This window comes from Ammoniphilus sp. YIM 78166 (genome assembly GCF_004522215.1).
Classification (GTDB): Bacteria; Bacillota; Bacilli; order Aneurinibacillales; family RAOX-1; genus YIM-78166.
The window spans coordinates 105,970-125,490 of sequence record NZ_SDLR01000007.1 but is presented as its reverse complement, the minus strand read 5'-3'; the positions used below and the strand labels follow the sequence as shown (position 1 = coordinate 125,490).

At 46.2% G+C, this 19,521-nt stretch carries 23 protein-coding genes and 1 riboswitch; of the genes, 6 read left to right on the top strand and 17 right to left on the bottom strand.

Translation table 11 applies throughout. The features are described 5' to 3' along the window. Positions 1-4: 4 nt before the first annotated feature. Positions 5-319, bottom strand: a complete 315-nt coding sequence (locus tag EIZ58_RS26580) for a DUF1462 family protein (RefSeq protein ID WP_134704010.1) — start codon at positions 317-319, stop codon at positions 5-7. 111 nt (positions 320-430) lie between these two features. Between EIZ58_RS26580 and EIZ58_RS26575 the strand changes: the two genes are divergently transcribed. Next, positions 431-667: a NifU family protein gene (locus EIZ58_RS26575; protein ID WP_134704009.1), complete on the top strand. Its 237-nt coding sequence runs from the start codon at positions 431-433 to the stop codon at positions 665-667. 47 nt (positions 668-714) lie between these two features. Here EIZ58_RS26575 and EIZ58_RS26570 read toward each other — a convergent pair whose 3' ends face one another. Together EIZ58_RS26570 and EIZ58_RS26565 are read right to left on the bottom strand one after the other, a co-directional pair. Further along, a complete protein-coding gene (locus tag EIZ58_RS26570) occupies positions 715-1,758 on the bottom strand; it encodes a hypothetical protein (RefSeq protein WP_134704008.1) in 1,044 nt (347 codons plus the stop codon). Between the two features lie 40 nt (positions 1,759-1,798). Next, entirely contained in the window at positions 1,799-2,278 is a 480-nt protein-coding gene (locus EIZ58_RS26565) for an NUDIX domain-containing protein (protein ID WP_134704007.1), read from the bottom strand. A 49-nt stretch (positions 2,279-2,327) separates the two neighbouring features. On the opposite strand from EIZ58_RS26565, the gene EIZ58_RS26560 reads away from it, so the two are divergent. Then, on the top strand, positions 2,328-2,828 hold the full coding sequence (locus EIZ58_RS26560; RefSeq protein ID WP_134704006.1) for a phosphatidylglycerophosphatase A family protein: 501 nt from the start codon (positions 2,328-2,330) through the stop codon (positions 2,826-2,828). Here EIZ58_RS26560 and EIZ58_RS26555 read toward each other — a convergent pair. From EIZ58_RS26555 to EIZ58_RS26545, 3 genes are all read right to left on the bottom strand, one after another. Beyond that, positions 2,825-3,592: a TIGR01457 family HAD-type hydrolase gene (locus tag EIZ58_RS26555; RefSeq protein WP_134704005.1), complete on the bottom strand. Its 768-nt coding sequence runs from the start codon at positions 3,590-3,592 to the stop codon at positions 2,825-2,827. The two genes, EIZ58_RS26560 and EIZ58_RS26555, sit on opposite strands and share 4 nt — an antisense overlap. A gap of 69 nt (positions 3,593-3,661) precedes the next feature. Then, complete coding sequence (locus EIZ58_RS26550; protein WP_134704004.1) at positions 3,662-4,324, bottom strand: helix-turn-helix transcriptional regulator; 663 nt, start codon at positions 4,322-4,324, stop codon at positions 3,662-3,664. 161 nt (positions 4,325-4,485) lie between these two features. Further along, entirely contained in the window at positions 4,486-4,923 is a 438-nt protein-coding gene (locus tag EIZ58_RS26545; protein ID WP_134704003.1) for a DUF86 domain-containing protein, read from the bottom strand. A gap of 243 nt (positions 4,924-5,166) precedes the next feature. Here EIZ58_RS26545 and EIZ58_RS26540 point away from each other — a divergent pair, with 243 nt between their 5' ends. Then, on the top strand, positions 5,167-5,436 hold the full coding sequence (locus EIZ58_RS26540) for a DUF3055 domain-containing protein (protein WP_134704002.1): 270 nt from the start codon (positions 5,167-5,169) through the stop codon (positions 5,434-5,436). An 18-nt stretch (positions 5,437-5,454) separates the two neighbouring features. Here the strand turns inward: EIZ58_RS26540 and EIZ58_RS26535 are convergent, their stop codons facing one another. Next, positions 5,455-5,766 (bottom strand): YutD family protein, encoded by a 312-nt coding sequence (locus EIZ58_RS26535; protein WP_134704001.1) that lies wholly within the window; start codon positions 5,764-5,766, stop codon positions 5,455-5,457. 124 nt (positions 5,767-5,890) lie between these two features. On the opposite strand from EIZ58_RS26535, the gene EIZ58_RS26530 reads away from it, so the two are divergent. Then, positions 5,891-6,670, top strand: coding sequence for a YhcN/YlaJ family sporulation lipoprotein (locus EIZ58_RS26530; RefSeq protein WP_134704000.1), 780 nt, complete (start codon positions 5,891-5,893; stop codon positions 6,668-6,670). A 48-nt stretch (positions 6,671-6,718) separates the two neighbouring features. On the opposite strand, the gene lipA is transcribed toward EIZ58_RS26530, so the two are convergent. Then, positions 6,719-7,585: a lipoyl synthase gene (lipA, locus tag EIZ58_RS26525; RefSeq protein WP_134703999.1), complete on the bottom strand. Its 867-nt coding sequence runs from the start codon at positions 7,583-7,585 to the stop codon at positions 6,719-6,721. A gap of 155 nt (positions 7,586-7,740) precedes the next feature. Here lipA and EIZ58_RS26520 point away from each other — a divergent pair, with 155 nt between their 5' ends. Next, the gene (locus tag EIZ58_RS26520; protein WP_134703998.1) at positions 7,741-8,751 is read left to right on the top strand and encodes a M23 family metallopeptidase; all 1,011 of its coding nucleotides are present in this window, start codon (positions 7,741-7,743) and stop codon (positions 8,749-8,751) included. 30 nt (positions 8,752-8,781) lie between these two features. Here the strand turns inward: EIZ58_RS26520 and EIZ58_RS35250 are convergent, their stop codons facing one another. The 7 genes from EIZ58_RS35250 to EIZ58_RS26495 form a co-directional block, all read right to left on the bottom strand. Next, positions 8,782-9,135 carry a CBO0543 family protein gene (locus tag EIZ58_RS35250; RefSeq protein ID WP_370297817.1) on the bottom strand — a complete coding sequence of 118 codons (354 nt, stop codon included), beginning with the start codon at positions 9,133-9,135 and terminating at the stop codon, positions 8,782-8,784. 107 nt (positions 9,136-9,242) lie between these two features. Next, complete coding sequence (locus EIZ58_RS34955; protein ID WP_255438426.1) at positions 9,243-9,374, bottom strand: hypothetical protein; 132 nt, start codon at positions 9,372-9,374, stop codon at positions 9,243-9,245. A gap of 26 nt (positions 9,375-9,400) precedes the next feature. After that, on the bottom strand, positions 9,401-9,538 hold the full coding sequence (locus EIZ58_RS26515; protein ID WP_134703997.1) for an NAD(P)-binding protein: 138 nt from the start codon (positions 9,536-9,538) through the stop codon (positions 9,401-9,403). Positions 9,539-9,632: 94 nt separating this feature from the next. After that, a complete protein-coding gene (locus EIZ58_RS26510) occupies positions 9,633-11,372 on the bottom strand; it encodes an allophanate hydrolase (RefSeq protein WP_134703996.1) in 1,740 nt (579 codons plus the stop codon). Then, complete coding sequence (gene uca / locus EIZ58_RS26505; protein WP_134703995.1) at positions 11,335-15,003, bottom strand: urea carboxylase; 3,669 nt, start codon at positions 15,001-15,003, stop codon at positions 11,335-11,337. Before uca ends, EIZ58_RS26510 begins: the two co-directional genes overlap by 38 nt. Before the next feature lie 12 nt (positions 15,004-15,015). Further along, positions 15,016-15,669 carry an urea amidolyase associated protein UAAP2 gene (locus tag EIZ58_RS26500; protein WP_134703994.1) on the bottom strand — a complete coding sequence of 218 codons (654 nt, stop codon included), beginning with the start codon at positions 15,667-15,669 and terminating at the stop codon, positions 15,016-15,018. Continuing rightward, the gene (locus EIZ58_RS26495; RefSeq protein ID WP_134703993.1) at positions 15,669-16,391 is read right to left on the bottom strand and encodes an urea amidolyase associated protein UAAP1; all 723 of its coding nucleotides are present in this window, start codon (positions 16,389-16,391) and stop codon (positions 15,669-15,671) included. The genes EIZ58_RS26500 and EIZ58_RS26495 overlap by 1 nt, the downstream gene beginning before the upstream one ends. A gap of 45 nt (positions 16,392-16,436) precedes the next feature. Further along, positions 16,437-16,541: riboswitch (guanidine-I (ykkC/yxkD leader) on the bottom strand. A gap of 216 nt (positions 16,542-16,757) precedes the next feature. On the opposite strand from EIZ58_RS26495, the gene EIZ58_RS26490 reads away from it, so the two are divergent. Then, complete coding sequence (locus tag EIZ58_RS26490) at positions 16,758-18,101, top strand: APC family permease (RefSeq protein ID WP_134703992.1); 1,344 nt, start codon at positions 16,758-16,760, stop codon at positions 18,099-18,101. Between the two features lie 45 nt (positions 18,102-18,146). Here EIZ58_RS26490 and EIZ58_RS26485 read toward each other — a convergent pair whose 3' ends face one another. Then, complete coding sequence (locus EIZ58_RS26485; protein WP_134703991.1) at positions 18,147-18,710, bottom strand: PilZ domain-containing protein; 564 nt, start codon at positions 18,708-18,710, stop codon at positions 18,147-18,149. 51 nt (positions 18,711-18,761) lie between these two features. Continuing rightward, positions 18,762-19,514, bottom strand: coding sequence for a sporulation protein YunB (gene yunB, locus EIZ58_RS26480; RefSeq protein ID WP_134703990.1), 753 nt, complete (start codon positions 19,512-19,514; stop codon positions 18,762-18,764). Positions 19,515-19,521: the final 7 nt, after the last annotated feature.

The window sequence follows — 19,521 nt, the reverse complement described above, 5'->3', positions numbered from 1 at the left end:
TCCCCTATTCCGACCTGGAGATACCTAGCTCATCCAGCTTTTTATAAATCACCTTTAAATCCGGATTACCCTCCGTTACGACGTCTCCTTGAATCACAACCACGGGATACCATAGGTCTTCCTCAATGACTCGTTTAGAGAAAAGCTGGTCCTCCGGGTTCTCTGGTTGATGGATATCAACATAACGAACCTCTATAGCATGCTCATCATAAACTCTTTTTAGAGCGGCATCAAGCCAGCTTGCAGTCTCCAACGAGGAGGGGGCGTGCAAACAGCTTGCGCAAAGCTCTTGCGCTCCATAGACAATTACTTGAACCACTTAACCATCCCCTTTATTTTTTGTTTCATTATACTCGAATTGTCAAATGTGCTCAAACTCATGGATTTATGCACAAAAGGATACTATAATAGAGAATTAGAAAGGGGTTGAATGACCATGGCTGAATTACATGAACAAGTTCAAGAAGTTCTAGATAAGCTTCGTCCGTTTCTACAGCGAGATGGTGGAGATTGCGAATTAGTTGATATCGAGGATGGCGTGGTGAAGCTTCGCCTTATGGGAGCTTGCGGAAGCTGCCCTAGCTCTACAATTACCCTGAAGGCGGGTATTGAGCGAGCATTAACCGAAGAAATTCCTGAAATCAAAGAAGTACAGCAAGTATTTTAAACAAGGAAACAGATCCAGAAAACCTCTCTGGATCTGTTTTTTTTTTTCTACAGTCTAACAGCGAATGATTGCTCCAAAAAAGCTGGAAATTCACGGATGAGGGTATCATTTCTTTTCAGGTCTGCGACCATATCTTGGAGGGTTAGGGATTCAGTCTCGAATCTTGCCTGTTCCAGCTCTGGATTTTCCTTTGAAAAGAACGAGAACAATGAGGAGGGTGGGTTATAGGCAACCTCTAGTTTTTTCATTACTCGCTCTGGCATATGAAACATGGCATACATTAGATAAAATTCCTCGGGCAGTAGGGGTGAAACACGGTGATAGCCAGATATGAAGGAATAAATTTGCTTTGGATTCCAACCAAACTCTTTTACATCGTCTTGAATAAAGTTTCCAATATCTCTAGCTCTTGTATCTTCCGCCCAGGAAAAAGGATCGGTGAACATGACACGTTCGTGCTCGGTAACGATAAATTGATGATGTCCAAACCGCTCATAAGCAATCCTTCCGACGGTCTGACAGCTGGAGCATAGCTCTTGATAGTTAACCCGCTGAAGATAGGAAAGGGCCGTTTGACAGGATTGTGTAAGCAACTGGAAGTTCTGAAGCAGGAAAGAATCCAAGGGAATCATTCTCCCAGCCCGTCTATGTGCCATTCGTTGAGAATGATATAAATTTCTCAGTCTTTTCAACCATTTTTGCTCCCACGTTCCTAGTTGAACGGATGATGACTCTCGCCTCTCTAGATATCGGCTCACTAAATGGAACTGAGCTAGCGCCTCGCCTAATCCTTCATAATCCACCCATTCAGATTCTTCCGCAGGCCACCGCATTAGATAGCTCGGCACTCCGCTAATCGTATTCACGAGCTTCTCTTCCTGACTCTGTAACAAGGGAGTCACCATCCCGGTATGTTGCATTACCCGGTATGTCACTTGAACTAACTCCTCTTTGTGAACCAAGGGGGAAGGAATGGCATGCATAACGGTCGGTCCCCGGTTGGTCTCCATCCAGATCCCTTGAGAGGTAGGCTGAAAACGATAAATATAGAGATTGTATTTTTGTTGAACTTCATCCATCCAAGGATACATGGCTTTGGCTCAACTCCCGCCCATTTTTTCTCCTAGTATCCTATGTCGTGGAGTTTGTTTCGGTGCTTAGCCTTTTCAGGAGCTGCCCGACCACTCCATCCTTCATGAATAGGCTAAATTCTTCCTGATTAAGATTCAAGTCTAGAGGAAATAAAGCGGCATCGATGGTTTCAAATTCAAGGGGACGTGCTCCCCATTCCAGGACCTCGGCCAGAAAAACCGCTTTACTAAATCCCAAGTCCCCATCTTTAACCCGATATTCCGCCAGTTGGGTTAATACCGATATTCTTGCTCCCGTTTCCTCCCAAGCCTCGCGTATCGCCGCTTCTTGTGCCGTTTCCCCTTCTTCTACCTTCCCCCCAGGCAGCTCCCACCCTCTCTCTGGATGACAGGTAAAAAGTAACTTATCTTTATATAACGGAAGGATGAGTACGTGATCCGGCAATGGAGAGAATAATTGAGGCGAAAATGTGAGATAAATATTTTGACCTAACGGATTAACAAAATAAAATTCGTTCATATCTTTCTTCCCTTTCTTTTCCCCACCACAATCAGGAAGGAGAGTTACTATGTCACCGTTAGCCGTTGTAAACGATGAAGTTGTAGCAAAGAAAACGAGGGAGCTATTGGAAGCTCGTGGCGTAACGATGGACGATTTAGCTGAGCTTGTCTTATTTTTGCAGAAGGATTATTTTCCAGACCTGACCAAAGAGCTCTGTATTGACAATCTGGAAAAAGTCTTAGCCAAGCGGGAAGTACAAAATGCGATCCTTACAGGGATCCAGCTAGACATGCTAGCTGAGCAGCGGATGCTCCTGGAACCATTGCAGAGCATGATCTTTAATGATGAAGGTCTTTACGGTGTTGATGAAATTGTGGCCTTATCCATCGTTAATGTGTACGGAAGCATTGGCTTCACCAACTACGGATATATCGATAAAGTAAAGCCAGGCATTCTCAAAAAGTTAAATGATAAACACGATCATCAAAATCATACGTTTCTTGATGACATCGTAGGTGCCATCGCAGCCGCTGCCTCCAGCAGGCTTGCTCATAGTAAAGGCCACTAAAATTGCTTGACCCATTCCAATAAATGATGAACTGCGTAGGTAGGGCGGATTCTCTCTAATTCAGGATCCTCAGGACGGGTAATGCCAGTATAGACCAGTAGCGTGTCCACCTGGGCCTGGACCCCGGCTAAAATATCCGTATGGAGATTGTCTCCGATTAACAGCACGTCCTTCGCCTTAACCTTTAATTTTTGCAAAGCCAATTCCACAAAGAGGGCTTCTGGTTTTCCAATAAAGATGGGAGCTGTTCCGCTAGCTGTCTGAATGGAAGCGGTCAAGGCCCCATTTCCCGGAACTAGTCCTCTCTCGGTTGGAACGGCACGGTCACTGTTGGTAGATAAGAAAACAGCCCCTTGCTGGATGGCCAAAGATGCTTTGGCCATCTTTTCATAGGTAAACTGCCGATCGATGCCAATAACGACGACCTCTGGATGATCCTCTGTCAGTTCACAGCCCTGTTCTTGCAAAGCGGAAACTAAGCCTTCTTCTCCAATGGCATAGACCCGTTTTCCTAAATTTAAGTGAATATATTCAGCCGCGGCCATGCTGGTTGTAAAAACATTCTCCGTCTCGCACGCAATGCCCATCCCTTGCAGCTTTTGAGCTACTTTCTGGGGAGGCAATGAGGAATTGTTGGTTAAAAACAAAAAGGGAATATCCTGATTCTTTAGCCAACGAATAAATCCAGGTGCTTCATCAATGACCTGATTCCCCCGATAAATCGTCCCATCCAAATCAATCAGATACGCTCCATAGGATTTCATGATCTTTCCACTCCTCTCTTTTCTCCATCATAGCACGATTTACAATCAAAAAAAAAAGAATAACCGCTCTTACGATGGGTCACTCTCTTCGGATTCCGATTCAGGATTCTTGATCACATAGACACACTTGTCTTCTCCCTGGGCTATACACTCATTCTGCTCTACTTCGGTATCAAGAACTTTCTTAAACAAGGAGAGCTCACACTCGCAAGCGTGATTGTATTCTTTTGCTACCTGAGAAATGGGGCAATTATATTCTTTAAAGATATAGTCACCAGACTTTGGGTCCTGTTCCCACTCTACCATATAGCCTTTTTCATTCTGAATTTGAGCCAATTGATCAATCTTTTTTTCAAGGGTTGTGCCTTTAATATGCTTGCTATATTTATCAGAAAGCCGTTGCTCTCTACGTTCAAACAAGGACTTGATTTTATCTTTTCCTTCCAGGTCTTCAAGATCCTGAAGAAAATCAAGGGCGAAATCGGAGTAGTGACGGGGAAACATGTGATCCGACTCTTCAGTTAGAGAATACACATTAGTGGGACGTCCCATGGATTGACGTACCATGGTGGATTCAATTAAATTATCCCGCTCCAGAGTACTTAAATGACGGCGTATCGCCATCTCGGTGATTTGCAGCTTAGCAGCCATCTCACTGACGGTAAGGGACCCATGGAGCTTCAGCAGGTGGAGAATTTGGTTTCGTGTTGAGGAGTTCCTTGCCTTTGACAATTGTAGCTCACCGCCTTTCTGCTGTACTTTACATCATATTCTACTCGATTTTATTAGATAAGTAAATTTTTATACAAATTTATATAAAAAATACCTAAATATTAATAAGTAGCAAAAAATATAGGCCCAGGAAGCATTCAACTCCAGGGCCACTCGATTTATTACCACAATTCTTTCTTTAAATACTGGCGAATTAGGCTCGTGTATTCCTCCATCACGCGAGCATGCTGCGAGTAGACATCGTATAACTTCCCGTGTTTAGGTTCAGTGTAATGGAGGACTAGATCGCGTCGCAGCAGGATAATTTCTTTGAAGACAGCAGCTTGCTGTGATGTATAGACCCTCTCGTCTTCCATGATATCGACGATATCTTCATAGCTTCCCGGATCCCTCATAATGAAACCATCGATCAGATGGTTTCCAACATCGGTCATGCCTTCAATAAACAAATGAAACATCCGTTCGGCTGCATAGGTTGCCATAGGCTGCTGGATAAAGTGATCTTTGGATTGCCCCATAACGGAAGCCAAAGTCGGCAAGATACTCCGATCGATATATGTTAAGATTTCATCTATTTTCTGCGTATTCACATTATACATAGGATCCACCTACTTTTTCTTTTTCCTAAGTTTAGCTGAAATAATGGTAATTGCAAACGTCAGCACGACGGCCAGCAAAATGACCATGACGTGCCCTGAGTTCTCATCCATATCGTCCATCCCCTCTCCACTTGCCTGTCCATCTTAGTATAGCGAGCTGCTTCGCGCTCATCAAGTGATTTAACATGTTGTTCATCATATGTTAAAATAGAGCAACATGAGTTTGTAGGGGGACTATAGAAGATGAGTAGTGAGAGTTTTTTCCTGTATGACCATAAAGAGGATACCGTTACCCGCTTTGTCAGCTTTATGGGAGATACGAATCGCCATGACCTAGCCATTACAACAACAACCAACTTCTATGGAAAAAAGCTGGTCGTTAATCTTCAAACGAACCGAGCAGCCATCCTAGGACAGGATGATTTGAAGGAAGAAGGGTATGTAGCCCATGCTTTTGGCGTGACGGATGAAGAAGCCGAAGAACTGATGGAATTTTTATATACCGTTCTCTAATCATAAAAGAGCAACCTGCTATTCGCTAGGTTGCTCTTTTATGAGTTCTGCCTTGGCGTCTTTTACCTTTTTCAAGACAAAATAAGGACAGCCAAAATTGCAGTATTCTTGAAGATATTCATCTAAAAAGCTGATTCGATTATCAAAGGTAGCCTTCGGATAGTGATCCTCAAAGAAACCCTTCAATCGCAATTGGCCATAGCCCCAATCCCCAACAATATAATCAAACTTGTTCAATATATCGCTATAACGGGTCTTAAATATCTCCGGATTCCAACCTTCACGATGGTTCTCCAACAACTCAAAGGATAATCCTTGCACGCGAATCACGTTCCATCCTCCCATGCTAGCCATTTCTAAGAATATATATTACCACACTTTCCTGTAATCCACATCCTCTTTCCATGCAAAGGCATGACCCTTTCCGGTTACCCTATGTTCAGGAGGTGTTCAAATGAACAAATGGAAGTCTTGGCTCGCGTTAACCGCGCTCTCCCTAAGTGTCATTGGATGTGCTCCTGCGGCAGATGAAGCAAGAGACACAGCTTACCACGGTGCCGGAACAGGAACGACGGCAGGAGTCAGAAACAACCTGGCCACCGATGACAATGTTGGCTTTCGCTTTGGCAGAAATCATGCCGCACCATTGGCGACAGGAAATGTAAATGATCAGATATCCCCAAGGTCTTATACAAACAACGCTATTTTTAAGGATGGCCGTACCGGTCAGATCTCAGCCCAGCGTACACGGAATGGGCAGAGAGGATACGGATATGCCACGTACAGCAAGCGAGACATCACCGCACAGCAGAACGGAACCTATTACGTAGATTACAATGTACTGGCTAGAGCGATTAGCTCCATGGTATCCTCTGTTCCCGGAATAGAGAAATCCTCTGTGCTAGTTACGGATGAGGATATCTTTATCGGAGTTCCTGGTGTAACGGATGCTGAAATTCTCAACCGAGCAAAGCTATCCGCATGGGCGATGTCACCCCGCTGGTATGAGATCTATATATCAGGTGACGAAAATACAATCGATCAGGTGAATACGCTTGTGAATCGAGCTGGATCCAATGCAATCGATCATGACCAGCTAGAAGCCGTTTTAAAAACCCGAACCTTAGATATGACGGGGATGAATGTTACGGATAATGGACAAAACGTCACCAACTATAACATGAATCAAACCTATCCGAATACTAATGGAACGCATCGTACCACAAATCAGTAAGACGTTAAAAGCGCAGGGCTATAATACTCCCTGCGCTTCCTTATTTCTTTATCCAACATGGCCCGCAGCTTGTCCTTGCTCGTGGGCGTGATAAGAGCTGCGGACAAGCGGTCCCGATTCTACATGATCAAACCCCATACTCATCCCTTCTTCCTTCAGTGCAGCAAACTCATCCGGGTGCCAGTATTTCTGTACGGCCAAATGCTTCTTCGTGGGTTGCAAATACTGACCAATCGTAACAATATTGACATCCACCGCACGAAGATCCTTCATCGTTTGAACAATCTCCTCATACGTTTCTCCTACTCCGATCATAATGCTTGATTTGGTCGGAATGGAGGGTGCGATCTCCTTAGACACCTTAAGCAATTCCATCGAACGTGCATATTTGGCCTTTGAACGTACACGATCAGAGAGCCGCTCCACTGTCTCAATATTGTGGTTCAAAATATTCGGCTTCGCGTCAAGGACTGTACGCAAGGAGTCCCAATTTCCTTGAAAGTCCGGAATTAATACCTCGACACTGCAAAGCGGAAGTTGCTTGCGAATCGCATGTATGGTTAAAGCAAAAACGGAGGCTCCGCCATCCTTTAAATCATCTCTGGCCACAGCTGTTACAACGGCATGTTTCAAGGACATTTGCTCTGCAGCTTCTGCCACCTTTTCCGGTTCAGCAAGATCGAGTTCAGTAGGTAGGCCTGTCGTAACCGCACAGAAACGACAAGCTCTTGTACAGATGCTTCCATTAATCATAAAGGTAGCTGTACGATTAGACCAGCATTCATATAGGTTCGGGCACTTCGCTTCTTCACAGACGGTATGGAGCGTTTTGCCCCGCATCATTCGCTTTAGCTCTTTAAAATTTTCATCTGTATTTAACTTTATCTTCAGCCATTCGGGTTTACGTTGGTTCAAAGTCCGCTCAACTCCCATCTAATTCCTCATGTTTTTATTGTAGATCTTGCCCCTGGAAATTGCAACAACACTAAACTTCATGCCAGCTTCTTCCGGTATCGAAAAATGATTCTGTGAGAAACTATCCCCTAGAAGACTTTCTTGGAGGTGAATCCATGGCTCGCCTGTTTTTGGTTTTCTTTTTACTTTTCTCACTGCTTGGTACATCCCTGCCGGTCTCGGCAAAAGAGTCCACTCCCGCACCTCAGGCTAAGCCTGCTGATGAAAGATTGGAACTCTTTCAGAGGATGGGCACGTTGACTGGAGTGCCATGGTACTACTTAGCAGCCATAAACCAGTATGAAAAAAATATTCAAAAGCGCTCAAAAAACGAAGAGCCTGATAAACCGCGCTATACCTCTATTAAGATCCCTCCTGAGAAATGGGGAGGCTTCCTCAATCCTAACCCGGATGAAACCTCTCCTGTCGGCATTGATTTCTTCCACGGGATGGGCAAAGACGGATCAGGTGATAATGTAGCAGACTCAACGGATGATGAAGACGTCCTGTTCACCCTGGCTACATACATCGCAAAATATGGCTTTACCGAAGATGACATCCGCATTGCGCTTTGGGAATATTATCGCAGTGATAAGGTTGTCGACATTATTTCAGAATATGCCCAAATTTACCAAACCTTTCAGACCCTTCAGCTAGAGGACACAGCTTTTCCCTTACCCTTGCGAACCGATTACAGTTATCGTTCTACATGGGGCGATGCTCGAGGCTGGGGAGGGAGAAGGATACATGAGGGGACCGATATTTTTGCGCACCACGGCACCCCTGTGCGAAGCGTTTGCTACGGGTATATTGAAGTGAAAGGCTGGAACCGTTACGGCGGCTGGCGCATCGGTATCCGCGATCTTAATAATGTTTACCATTACTACGCTCATCTGGGCGGGTTTAATAAGGAGTTTAAGATTGGCGACATCGTAAAGCCGGGTGACGTGATTGGCTGGGTAGGAAGCTCTGGATACGGAAGTCCAGGAACCTCAGGGAAATTCCCGCCTCACTTGCATTATGGAATGTACAAGTACAACGGTCGTACGGAATGGGCGTTTGACCCCTACCCTCATCTAAAAAAGTGGGAGAGAAATGAATATCGCAAAAAGAAAAAGAAGAAGTAAAGGACCCTTGAGCGTGGGTCCTTTTTTCTGTCAAAGCCAGCTTGAAAGCCAATAATAGTAACCGTACCAAATAAAAAAAACAAAAAAAGCACTCAATGCTGTATGGTACAAAGTCCACTTTTTCATGGCAAGCATTGTGGTATATGTAGAAACTAGATAGTCCTGTAAAGTAATAATGAAAACGAATTGGAGAAGGATGAACCAAAAATGATCCCACACTTCGTGGAGTTGAATCATCAGGAGAGCAAAGCCCGGCAAAAGCAAAAAGTCATAAATGATGTTATTTTGTGTCCAGTGAGGAAATAACCTCCAAGGGAATGCTAGATAGCCTTTTCTGACGAGCGCATTCGTTATTAGACTATTGAGTAGTCCAAGCGTCACCATAAACTGTACATAAACAGGGTAGCGTCCCTGCCATTCCAAAAACCTAAACATAAGAAAAAGTAAAACGACCGAGAAAAACAATAGCAAAAACCCATTAACCCTCATTCTTAGCTACTGCCTTTGCTTTTCGTCTGGTACATTCCTGCCGCTAAACTCCAACATATGCCCCATAACAGGATAAGAATTCTTGGTTTGGTCATCATGGCTAGTAGTCTGCCTGACACTCGTAATACATTCATGTTTCCTGCCCTCAAGATATATTTTCCTACTCCATCCAAAGGTTCCCAACACCGATGTCTTCTTTTTCTTCATAAAGATGAATCTGTCCAGTAAAGCCAAGTCGCTCCAGTTGATAGGCACAGGCCAGCCCTGAAACCCCTGCCCCGTAAATCGCTACTTTCATCCGTTCTGCCTCCAAGGTATCGTTTCTTGATATTTTTTCCTTTTATAAAAAAGACTAACCCATCAGACCCCAGGATCCGATGAGTTAGCCCTTATTATTTCTCCGTGGCAATATACTGGCGCCAGCTTCCATAAGAAGTGATGTCCTCCGCCTCTCGTGCTGCGTAAGCCTCGCAAACAAAGCCTGGGACCTCCGATCCATCCTTCAGCTCTACCTTGCCTATACCCAAGGGAGAAGGGATGGAAGTTGTAAACCAACCAAAGCTCTCCAATGGCATTTCCCAAATCTCCAGAGCAATCGAAGCCCCTTTCCCTTCCTTTTTGATCATCCCAGGTTTCGCTGGAGTCGTTGCCAACTTCACAAGCTGGTATTTTGCCGCTGAACGCTCCTCTCGAATAAAACGAGCTCCACACGCAATCATTTGCTTTTCTAGCGGATACCCGCGCATATGCAACCCGCACACCGCCACAGGCGTGGTTTGGACCTTACGGTGAACAAACACGTCAGCCAGACCGCAAGTCAAACTCTCTTCCTCCGCCAGACCAAAAAACGTAATCCCAAATGGCGTATCCTTTGCAGCCTCCCCAGCTGGGATAGCTACTGCGGATAGGTCCAATAAATTGCAATGGTTCGTATAGAGCCCCATCGCACTGTTCGTAGTGATAGGGTCTTTTCTCACCTGCTCCCGTGACCATGTCCCCCCAGCCGTTGGCATGACAAGGACAGCGCCTTTTAGAAGATTCTTTACTTCCATTTTAATGGACTGCAGCTGATGCATCGCATGGAAGACCGAAGAGGCATCATATTTTTCCTGTGCACCGGAACGAAGTACCTGCTCCGTCACGGGGAAGGTGACCCCAGGGTGTGCTTCAATAAAACCGCCTAAGTCAGCCCATCTTTCCGCTACCCAAGGCCCATCATACAGGATCGCTGCCGCCTCAGAGAACAGCTCCACACTCACATATTCAATGTTGATCGGTAAGGATTTTAGCTTATGAACGACGGCCGTCCAGGCTGCTTCGTACTCTTTGGCATACGGACCAAAGAACGTCAGCTCTCCCTTAGGCAAACAAACCTTATGAGGAAGCTTGTAAGAAGGCATGGGGTAAGAGCGAGACCACGGATCGCTTTCTTCCTTTCCCCTAGCAACGGCATCAACAGCTAGAGCATCCTCTAGGCTGTGGGCAAATACCGTGACACAGTCTAGACTTGCACAAGCGGGAACCACCCCTTTAGTCGACCATGCTCCGAGGCTGGGCTTAAATCCAACGAGACCGTTCAAAGCGGCAGGGACTCGGCCGGAACCCGCGGTATCAGTTCCCAGCGAAAAGGCTGCTTGCCCTCGAGCCACCGCAACAGCGGAGCCCGAGCTGGAGCCGCCGCTGATCAGCTCGGGCCTCAACGCATTATGCGTCTCGCCATGAGGGCTTCTCGTACCGACGAGGCCCGTGGCAAACTGATCGAGGTTGGTTTTCCCTACCGGTATAGCCCCAGCCTCTACAAGCCTTCTTACAACAGTAGCATGTTCCGAAGCTACGTAGCTAAATTCCGGGCAGCCCGCTGTTGTGGGCATACCAGCCACGTCAATATTATCTTTCACCGCAAAGGGAATGCCCCATAGCGGCGCCTGCTCCGGATCAATTGTCTTTAACCGATCCAAGTAGGGCTGAAGAAGCCCATAGGATGGAGGGGTGATCCAAATATTCCAATCCGCTTCCACGTGAGCACGCTGGACGATTTCTGCGATGATCTCTTCAGGAGAAATTTCCTTATTTATATATTGATCTCTCAATTCTCTAATGGACAACGTGCATGATACACTCAAGGTTTTCATTTTCTTGCCCCTCCCTTTTTATGTCCTCCACAAGGCTGACGATTAATTGTCCTGTATGAACTCCATCTCCTGGTTTAACATAGACCTCCAATACCGTACCTTCACAAGGGGCTACCTGCGGAAACTCCATTTTCATGCTTTCTTCAATGATTAGTACCTCTCCTTTTTGGATGCGTTGTCCCGGAGTAACTAATACCTTCCATACGCTTCCTGGCATTGAGGATCTCACCGCAACCACTCCTTCCGGTAACTCTTCTTCCTCCGTTCCGCTCCCTTGTTCTTGCTCGGAAATGTATTCGGCTAGACCCAACGCCTTCCAGTTTTCTCTTTCCATACGGAATGCCTCTTGTTGAAGTAAACGAAATTCCTCCGTACTTCCTTCTATAGATTGAAGAAACTTTAAGTATTCTCCTAAATCAAATGTCGTTTCGGTAATATCCGCTTCGAAGCGGCCGCGCAAAAAGTCCTCGCGTAACTGAAGCAATTCATCTGCTTCAACAGGATAGAATTGAATCTGGTCAAAGAAACGAAGAAGCCAAGGCTTACCGGATTGGAAGCTTTGGGTCTCCCTTCGGTGATTCCACATCTGAATGGTGCGACCGACGAACTGATATCCTCCCGGACCTTCCATTCCGTAAACACACATATAAGCTCCGCCAATCCCTACCGCATTCTCTGGCGTCCAAGTCCGTGCTGGATTATACTTTGTCGTTACCAGACGATGTCTGGGATCTACCGGGGTGGCTACAGGAGCCCCAAGGTAAACATCCCCTAAACCTAACACCAGATAATTTGCATCAAATACGACTTTCTTCACATCCTCGATGCCCTCTAGTCCATTGATTCTTCTGATAAACTCGAGGTTGCTCGGGCACCATGGCGCATCCGGTCGCACGTTCTGCTGATAGCGCTGAATGGCAAGCTGGGTGGACGGGTCATCCCAGGACAAAGGCAGTCGGACAATTCGTGATGGCACTTGTATGGAAGCTAAAGGAGGCAACTCGCGTTCAATGTCCTGAATTCTTTGGCAGGCTTCCTTTACCGAGATTTTGGTCGGATCAATATGAACTTGCAGGGAGCGGATGCCTGGCGTCAAATCTTGTACGGGTAGATCGGTTTCCTTAATGGCCTGAATCAGGGCATGAACCTGGAAACGCAGCAGTAGATCTAATTCCAAGGCACCATACTCTACCAATAGGTTCTCATCCCCTGAACAACGAATCGTAATGGGAAACGTCCGGTTTTCTTTTTCTTGGAACAATACAGGGTAATCCGGGGTCAGGACAGAACCCGATTGAGGCAAGACCACAGCCTGGAGTTGATTCCACTCTCCTCGAACCATTTCTTCTAGGTTCCTCTCTTGCTGCTTGCGAAGGGATTCCGCCTCTTCCAAAGTCAAGAGCTGGAAGCGAACCTTATCGCCAGGATGCAGCTGGCCAAGCTTCCAGAACTCCGCCGATGCGGTTGTCACCGGGCAAACAAAACCTCCTAGACTCGGTCCATCTGGTCCTAACAAGATGGGCATATCCCCAGTAAGATCAAGTGTCCCGATGGCATAGGCATTGTCATGGATATTGGAAGGATGCAAGCCTGCTTCTCCTCCGTCCTCACGAGCCCAGAGCGGTGCAGGTCCAATTAAACGCACGCCTGTACGAGAGCTGTTAAAGTGAACTTCATATTCAGTTTCTGCTAACTGCTTTAAATATTCAGGAAGAAGGAATTCTTCCGTACAATGCGGTCCTGGTATGACCCCAATGGTCCAGTTTCGCGTTATAACCGGGCGATGGCTGGATGGAAGCTCCACTCCCTCGGAGTTTAACTCACCCTTATTGAAATTTAGCACGTCGCCAGTGCGAAGGGCTCGACCGCCATGCCCCCCAAATCCGCCAAGGGTAAAGGTAGAAGAACTTCCAAGCAACTTCGCTACATCCAATCCACCTGCGATGAGGAAGTAGGTACGAAGACCTTCCTGCGCTTCCCCAAAGTTTAGCACCTGCCCTCTTAGCGCTTGCACCGGCTGATACATTGCCACCGGCACATCATCTAAAGTCGCGCCCATGTCCGCTCCCGTTAGACAAAACCAACTGTCACTCCGGAAGCGATACGATCCGCCGCGCAAGGTTAATTCTAATCCTGCGGCGTCCTCTTGATTTCCCAAAAGCTTGTTGCCGATCCTAAACGAAAGGGGATCCATTGGGCCGCAAGGAGGAACCCCCACATCCCAATAACCCGTTCGGCCAGGCCAGTCTTGCACCGTGGTCTGAACGCCACCGTCCAATACCTCGATGGCTCGTTCTGCAGGCTCAAACCCATTCAACAGCTGCGTATAGACGTTTCCTTCTCGGCATTCCTCCTCCTTGAGCAAGGCTTGCAAGTATTGCAGATTGGTTGTAATCCCATAGAGCCGTGTTTCCTCAAGAGCGTATATGAGCTTATCGATGGCGTCTAGTCTGTTCTCTCCGTGCACAATAATTTTCGCAAGCATTGGATCATAGAGAGAGGTCACGGTCATGCCATCGCGCACCCAGGTTTCAATTCTCGCTTTTTCAGAAAATAAGGCTTGATCCAGCTGACCGGCACTTGGACGGAAGTTCTGCAGGCAATCCTCTGCATAGATTCGAGCTTGGATGCTGTGTCCTACCGGCTCCTTCACCAACGTCGCCAATCCCCGTAAATCATCAGCTGCCTCTTTCACCATCCATTCCACTAGGTCAATCCCTAAGACTTCTTCTGTCACCCCATGCTCGACCTGAAGCCTCGTATTCACCTCCAGGAAATAAAACTGCAGGGAAGCAGGATCATAAAGAAATTCAACGGTACCCGCACTGCGGTAGCCAACTTCAGCCGCTAGGCGCTTCGCCGAAGCAAACATCGCTTCCCGAACCGCTTGAGGCAGGTTGGGTGCAGGACTTTCTTCAATCACCTTTTGGTTGCGTCGCTGGATGGAACAATCCCTCTCCCCAAGGGCAACGACTTCTCCGAATTGATTCCCAAAGATTTGAACCTCAACATGTCGTGCTTTCGGAATATATTTTTCAAGGAACACGCCGCCATTCTTGAAATTGGTCTCGGCCAAGTGTCGGACAGCCTCAAAAGCGGACCGCAGAGCTTCCTCATCTGAACAAACACGCATGCCGATTCCGCCGCCTCCAGCCGTACTCTTCAAGATCACCGGATAGCCAATTTCTTGAGCTTCGCGAAGGGCTTCTTCTAGCTCCACGATCAACCCTGTTCCCGACAATAAAGGAACCCCTGCTCGCACGGCAATCTCCCGTGCCGAGTGTTTAAGACCAAACATCTCCATCTGCTCTGGTGTCGGTCCAATAAAGGCAATTCCCTTCTCCCGGCAGGCTCGGGCAAAAGCCGCATTTTCACTCAAGAAGCCGTACCCAGGGTGAATGGCCTGTGCTCCTGTCTCTATAGCCGTCTGCAGGATCAGCTCCGCATTGAGGTAACTGTCCTTGGCAGCACCTTCCCCAATCAAGACCGCTTGGTCCGCATGATCCACGTGTAGACTATCTTGATCGGCCTTCGTATAAACCGCGACAGACTGAATGCCCAGTTTTCCTAATGTTCGCTCAATCCTTACAGCAATGGCTCCTCGATTAGCTATTAATACTTTTGTAAACATGGCAGTTTCCTCCTACTTTTCCCAGATGAGCAATCGAATGGGGGTTGGGTTATACGCATTGCAAGGGTTGTTCAGCTGCGGGCAATTACTGATGAGCACCGTCGTCCGGCAATGGGCTTGAAGCTCTACATAACAGCCGGGACCAGAAACCCCATCATCAAACTTCAGTCCGCCCTCTGTTGTGACAGGGACATTCATGAAAAAGTTAATATTCGGAGCCAAATCTCGTTTTGTATAACGTCCGCTTTCGTGCTGAGACATCTGCAGCATGAAGGTATCCCGGCAATTATGCATCGGCAATGTTTCATGAGCATAGCGGACGGTATTGCTTTGAGCGGAGCAGGCTCCCCCTAATGTGTCATGTCTTCCGCAAGTGTCGGCCACAATCGTTAAAAGCTCTTTACCCGATTCGGACCTAAGTACGGAACCCGTGGTCAAGTAGATATTTTTTTGCCCGGCAATGGTTGCCACCGCACTATAGTGATCTTCTGGATGATCTGCATCAAAGAACAGCGTATCGGCCGCTTGGTTTCCTTCCAAATCAATAATCCGCAGCACTTGGCCAGGCAGAAGCTCGTGCATCCAGCCATCTCCTGCCGAAATGATTTGATCATAACAAGCTTCCTCGGCCTTTCGCTGACTCTCTACTCGATTAAAAACAGCCATTATAGGCCCCCCCTCAGGCAATCGTACTGCCAAGTATTTTCAAACGCCCGGCGGTTCTCCGGCCGATAATTCACACAATAATCATCCGTTTCAACCGGTAAAGCTGGAAGGACTTCTAGTTTGACAGGTACAGAAGGAAATGACGTTCGTGGATCTAGGGGATTTGGCGTATTCGATAATACAAGCAATACATCCATCTCTGTACGCAGGGTGACCGTCGCTCCCTCTTCACAGTGGTCTAAGCAATAATGCATGTTTCCTTGGTCATCACAAAACACTTTGGAGAACAAATTCACCACAGGCACCATATCGCGTAACCCCAGACCGTTTCGAACCAGTTCCACAGCGAAATTTTCTTGACCGCTGCGCAGCCACTCATTCCTACGGACCTGATAGGTCGTGCGTCCATATTTTTCATCCGTCAACGCTCTTGTGGTATGACCACAAATCGGGTCGTGCCAACCAAGAGTATCCTCTACGATACTGGCCAGCACGCGACCATTATCGCTCATCAGGACATTCCCCTTCGTCAAATGGGAAGTATGTTGAGCCTTTAACGTATCAGGCATGTTATAGCGCTCGGTCAGATCCTTGGCATTAAACAGTAATAGAGATACATTTGCACCTTGCTGTAAGGCGGTAAAACGAATCCACTTTCCTTTTCCAATCGTTTCAGACCATTTTCCTCCAGAACCAAGCGTGGTACTCCAGTTGTTGTTCATTTTTGACCTCCCCTTATATCTAAAATAAAAAAGCCTAGGAGACGAATCTCCCAGGCTTTTATCCTTCCGTGTTATATAGACTGACGTCTATACGCCGTCTCTTGGACCAGCCTTACTGATTTCAGCAACGGAACCCTAGACAGCTTTTTTGTTCTTAAATTCAAGAACCTGTTTTCAGTTGTTGTTGTTTGCTCTTACCTGTATTATAGGCAGAATTATCAAGCAAATCCATTATTATGTTAGATTTTCTAACAGTGTTTTAGAAACGAAAAATATGTTAGATAACCTAACAGAATAATTGCGTCAACCGAATTTTTGATTCTACAATTAGCAACAAATGACGCACAAAAGGAAGAAGGGTTAAATATGAGAGAACATGCTACACTGGCAAAAACACTAACCGTACCCCATGTTGTTTTCGTAGGCTTGGCCTGGATGACCCCCATGATTTACTTTACGGTATATGGAGTGGCCTTCGAAGCTTCTCAGGGCATGTTGGTCGCGGCATATTTTGTTGCATTTCTGGCTATCTTCTTTACGGCCTACAGCTATAGCCAAATGGCCAAAGCCTTCCCCATTGCAGGCTCTGCTTATACGTATACAAAAAAGGCATTAAGTCCGTTAACTGGCTTTGTAGTAGGCTGGGCACTTCTGCTCGACTATCTGTTTTCACCGATTATCGCCTGTTTAACATTCGGAATATTCTTAAATGTACAATTTCCTTCTATCCCCATTTATGCATGGATTATTTCACTCAATATAATTCTTGCATTTGTAAACATTATCGGGATTAAGTCCGTAGCAAAAGTCAGTGGATTTTCTGTTATCTTTCAAGTGATTTTCATTATTTTTTTCTGTGCTTTCCTTATCAAAGATCTTGTCGGAGGAACGGGAGCAGGTTCGTTGCTTTCCATTCAGCCTTTCTTTAACAACGAGATCCCTGTCTCCACTATTTTTGCTGGAGCGGCGTTGATCTGCTTCTGCTTCCTTGGCTTTGACGCTGTAACAACGATGGCAGAAGAGACAATCAATCCATCCAAAACCATTCCAAGGGCCATTTTTCTCATTGTTTGTATCGCGGCCGTGCTATACCTTACCACCTCTTATTTCAGCAAGCTGGCCTATCCCTCGTTTTCTTTCATAGATCCGGATACCGCTTCGATGGAACTGGTCAAGCTAGTGGGCGGAAATCTGTTAAGTTCCTTATTCATTACCGTTCTGATTGTTGCAACGTTTACCCAAGGAGTTTCCTCCGTTACTAGCGTATCTCGTTTCTTATACGCCTTCGGCAAGGAATCCGTCCTTCCGGAAAAGATCTTTGCTTATATTCATCCAAGATTTCAAACTCCCGTAATTAATATCGTGTTTGTGTCCATTATCTCTCTATTAGCCCTTGTCGTTAATCTGGACACAGCTGTCATGTTTGTCAGCTTTGGCGCGCTGACTGCCTTTACTTTTGTTAATCTCTCGGTGATTGCTCATTACTATATCAAAGAAAAGCGTCGTTCTTTTAGTCAAACCTTTCTTTATCTCATCTTCCCGTTAATCGGTGCTTCCTTCATTGGCTGGCTGCTCACCCTTCTTGACGGTCAAACTCTCCTTGCCGGGGCGGTATGGATCGGTTTTGGTCTGGTTTATCTTTTCTTTAGAACAAACATGTTCAGAATTCCGCTTACCGACTTGAAACCCGGAAAAGTAGTTTATAAATAAAGAAAAACCCCTCTTGGCTAATCTGCCTCAGCCAGAGGGGATTTTTTATTGAACATCTTTTCCGTAAACCACCGCTTGGCTTTTTGCATGAACGACAATGGTATTTTGAAATTTTTTGGCGAACTTAATGGCCTGATCTTCATCCCAGAACCGGTTCATCCATTTTCTATGTCCGCCATGAAGCTGATAGACCTGATACGTTTCTCCATATACCTGTCGATTCTCTTGCTTTTGAAATCTTCTGGAATCCTTCATCTCTACTTTGTTCTTCTTAGCGTAATACTTAATTTCTTGGACTAAACTCTCCTCTTGCTGTTCACTTGTATGAAGCCTTAAACCGTAATAGCTTCCCTTGTGCCAAACCAGATTGGCTTCGTAACACAACTCGAGTTGATTGATCGTAAAGCGAACGGCAACGATTATAGCGTCATCTATGGGTATTTCCAAATGGGTAGAGAGCTTCATTCCACTGGGGCTGATGTCGATAATCTCTATTAACCCTTCAGAAGAGGCCACTTCCCTACCCATCACTTTAGCAATTTTTAATTTTCCTTGCAAAGGTGGCTTAAACTCGAACCGAAACCATTCTGTTCTTCTATACTCATCCATAGAGTCTCTCCCTAAATCACACCGACCATATAGGTATATTTTACTACAAGATTACTGTCCCGTACTAGGCATTTGAAAGTTCTTGCCATCAATTTGTAAAGGTGGCAGTAAAGTCGGCCCCGAACCTTCCCCTGGTATTCCACTGCCTTTAAAATAGAATTGTGGAACTTGACCCATAAAGAGAGCTTGTGTAATAGGGATCTGAGTTTTTACGATAGTCGGTTCGGTTGTGAAGGGGATCACGACCTGAACTTTGGCCTGAATTTGAATGAATACATTAATATGTACCATATTGATCCCAGCTTCCCTAATTTCAGGCACCATATTCACTTGTACGGAACCCATCGGTACCATTGTGATCGGCACGTCCGGTCCAATCATCGCTAAAATATTGCTGTCGAGCGCCTGACCAAGCGGTATGATGAGAGGAATCGATTCCAGCTCTTTTAAAGTGTTGCTGACTCGTGCCGTCGCCTCTCCCACGATACGGGTCTGTTCATTATAGTTAAATAAGATGGCACGAATCTGCCCTTCCGCATCCTCCTGGAAGTACACCAGCTCCTTGAAGTCTACTCCCTCCGCAATCCGCTTGCTGATCGCTTCGTTAATGGCATCCGCTGCAAGCTGCTCGACTTTTGTCATCGCAATTTTGAGCATGGCTGGTTCCAGCTTTCGTTCAATATATAAGAAGGTTTGAAATGAGATGAGTAAGAAGATGGTAAACGAAATGAAGAAGGCTGTCTTGAAGCTGAAGGGCTTCATTTTCATTCCGCTCATTCTTCGTCCTGGTCTGAATCTGGCCATATTTCAC

What these genes read in the sequence shown, in the direction of transcription:
- EIZ58_RS26575 (WP_134704009.1), top strand. Translation starts at nt 431, where the DNA reads ATGACCATGGCTGAATTACATGAACAAGTTCAAGAAGTTCTAGATAAG.
- EIZ58_RS26570 (WP_134704008.1), bottom strand. Translation starts at nt 1,758, where the DNA reads ATGTATCCTTGGATGGATGAAGTTCAACAAAAATACAATCTCTATATT.
- EIZ58_RS26565 (WP_134704007.1), bottom strand. Translation starts at nt 2,278, where the DNA reads ATGAACGAATTTTATTTTGTTAATCCGTTAGGTCAAAATATTTATCTC.
- EIZ58_RS26560 (WP_134704006.1), top strand. Translation starts at nt 2,328, where the DNA reads ATGTCACCGTTAGCCGTTGTAAACGATGAAGTTGTAGCAAAGAAAACG.
- EIZ58_RS26555 (WP_134704005.1), bottom strand. Translation starts at nt 3,592, where the DNA reads ATGAAATCCTATGGAGCGTATCTGATTGATTTGGATGGGACGATTTAT.
- EIZ58_RS26545 (WP_134704003.1), bottom strand. Translation starts at nt 4,923, where the DNA reads ATGTATAATGTGAATACGCAGAAAATAGATGAAATCTTAACATATATC.
- EIZ58_RS26540 (WP_134704002.1), top strand. Translation starts at nt 5,167, where the DNA reads ATGAGTAGTGAGAGTTTTTTCCTGTATGACCATAAAGAGGATACCGTT.
- EIZ58_RS26530 (WP_134704000.1), top strand. Translation starts at nt 5,891, where the DNA reads ATGAACAAATGGAAGTCTTGGCTCGCGTTAACCGCGCTCTCCCTAAGT.
- EIZ58_RS26520 (WP_134703998.1), top strand. Translation starts at nt 7,741, where the DNA reads ATGGCTCGCCTGTTTTTGGTTTTCTTTTTACTTTTCTCACTGCTTGGT.
- EIZ58_RS35250 (WP_370297817.1), bottom strand. Translation starts at nt 9,135, where the DNA reads ATGGTGACGCTTGGACTACTCAATAGTCTAATAACGAATGCGCTCGTC.
- EIZ58_RS34955 (WP_255438426.1), bottom strand. Translation starts at nt 9,374, where the DNA reads ATGAATGTATTACGAGTGTCAGGCAGACTACTAGCCATGATGACCAAA.
- EIZ58_RS26515 (WP_134703997.1), bottom strand. Translation starts at nt 9,538, where the DNA reads ATGAAAGTAGCGATTTACGGGGCAGGGGTTTCAGGGCTGGCCTGTGCC.
- EIZ58_RS26510 (WP_134703996.1), bottom strand. Translation starts at nt 11,372, where the DNA reads ATGAAAACCTTGAGTGTATCATGCACGTTGTCCATTAGAGAATTGAGA.
- uca (WP_134703995.1), bottom strand. Translation starts at nt 15,003, where the DNA reads ATGTTTACAAAAGTATTAATAGCTAATCGAGGAGCCATTGCTGTAAGG.
- EIZ58_RS26500 (WP_134703994.1), bottom strand. Translation starts at nt 15,669, where the DNA reads ATGGCTGTTTTTAATCGAGTAGAGAGTCAGCGAAAGGCCGAGGAAGCT.
- EIZ58_RS26495 (WP_134703993.1), bottom strand. Translation starts at nt 16,391, where the DNA reads ATGAACAACAACTGGAGTACCACGCTTGGTTCTGGAGGAAAATGGTCT.
- EIZ58_RS26490 (WP_134703992.1), top strand. Translation starts at nt 16,758, where the DNA reads ATGAGAGAACATGCTACACTGGCAAAAACACTAACCGTACCCCATGTT.
- EIZ58_RS26485 (WP_134703991.1), bottom strand. Translation starts at nt 18,710, where the DNA reads ATGGATGAGTATAGAAGAACAGAATGGTTTCGGTTCGAGTTTAAGCCA.
- yunB (WP_134703990.1), bottom strand. Translation starts at nt 19,514, where the DNA reads ATGGCCAGATTCAGACCAGGACGAAGAATGAGCGGAATGAAAATGAAG.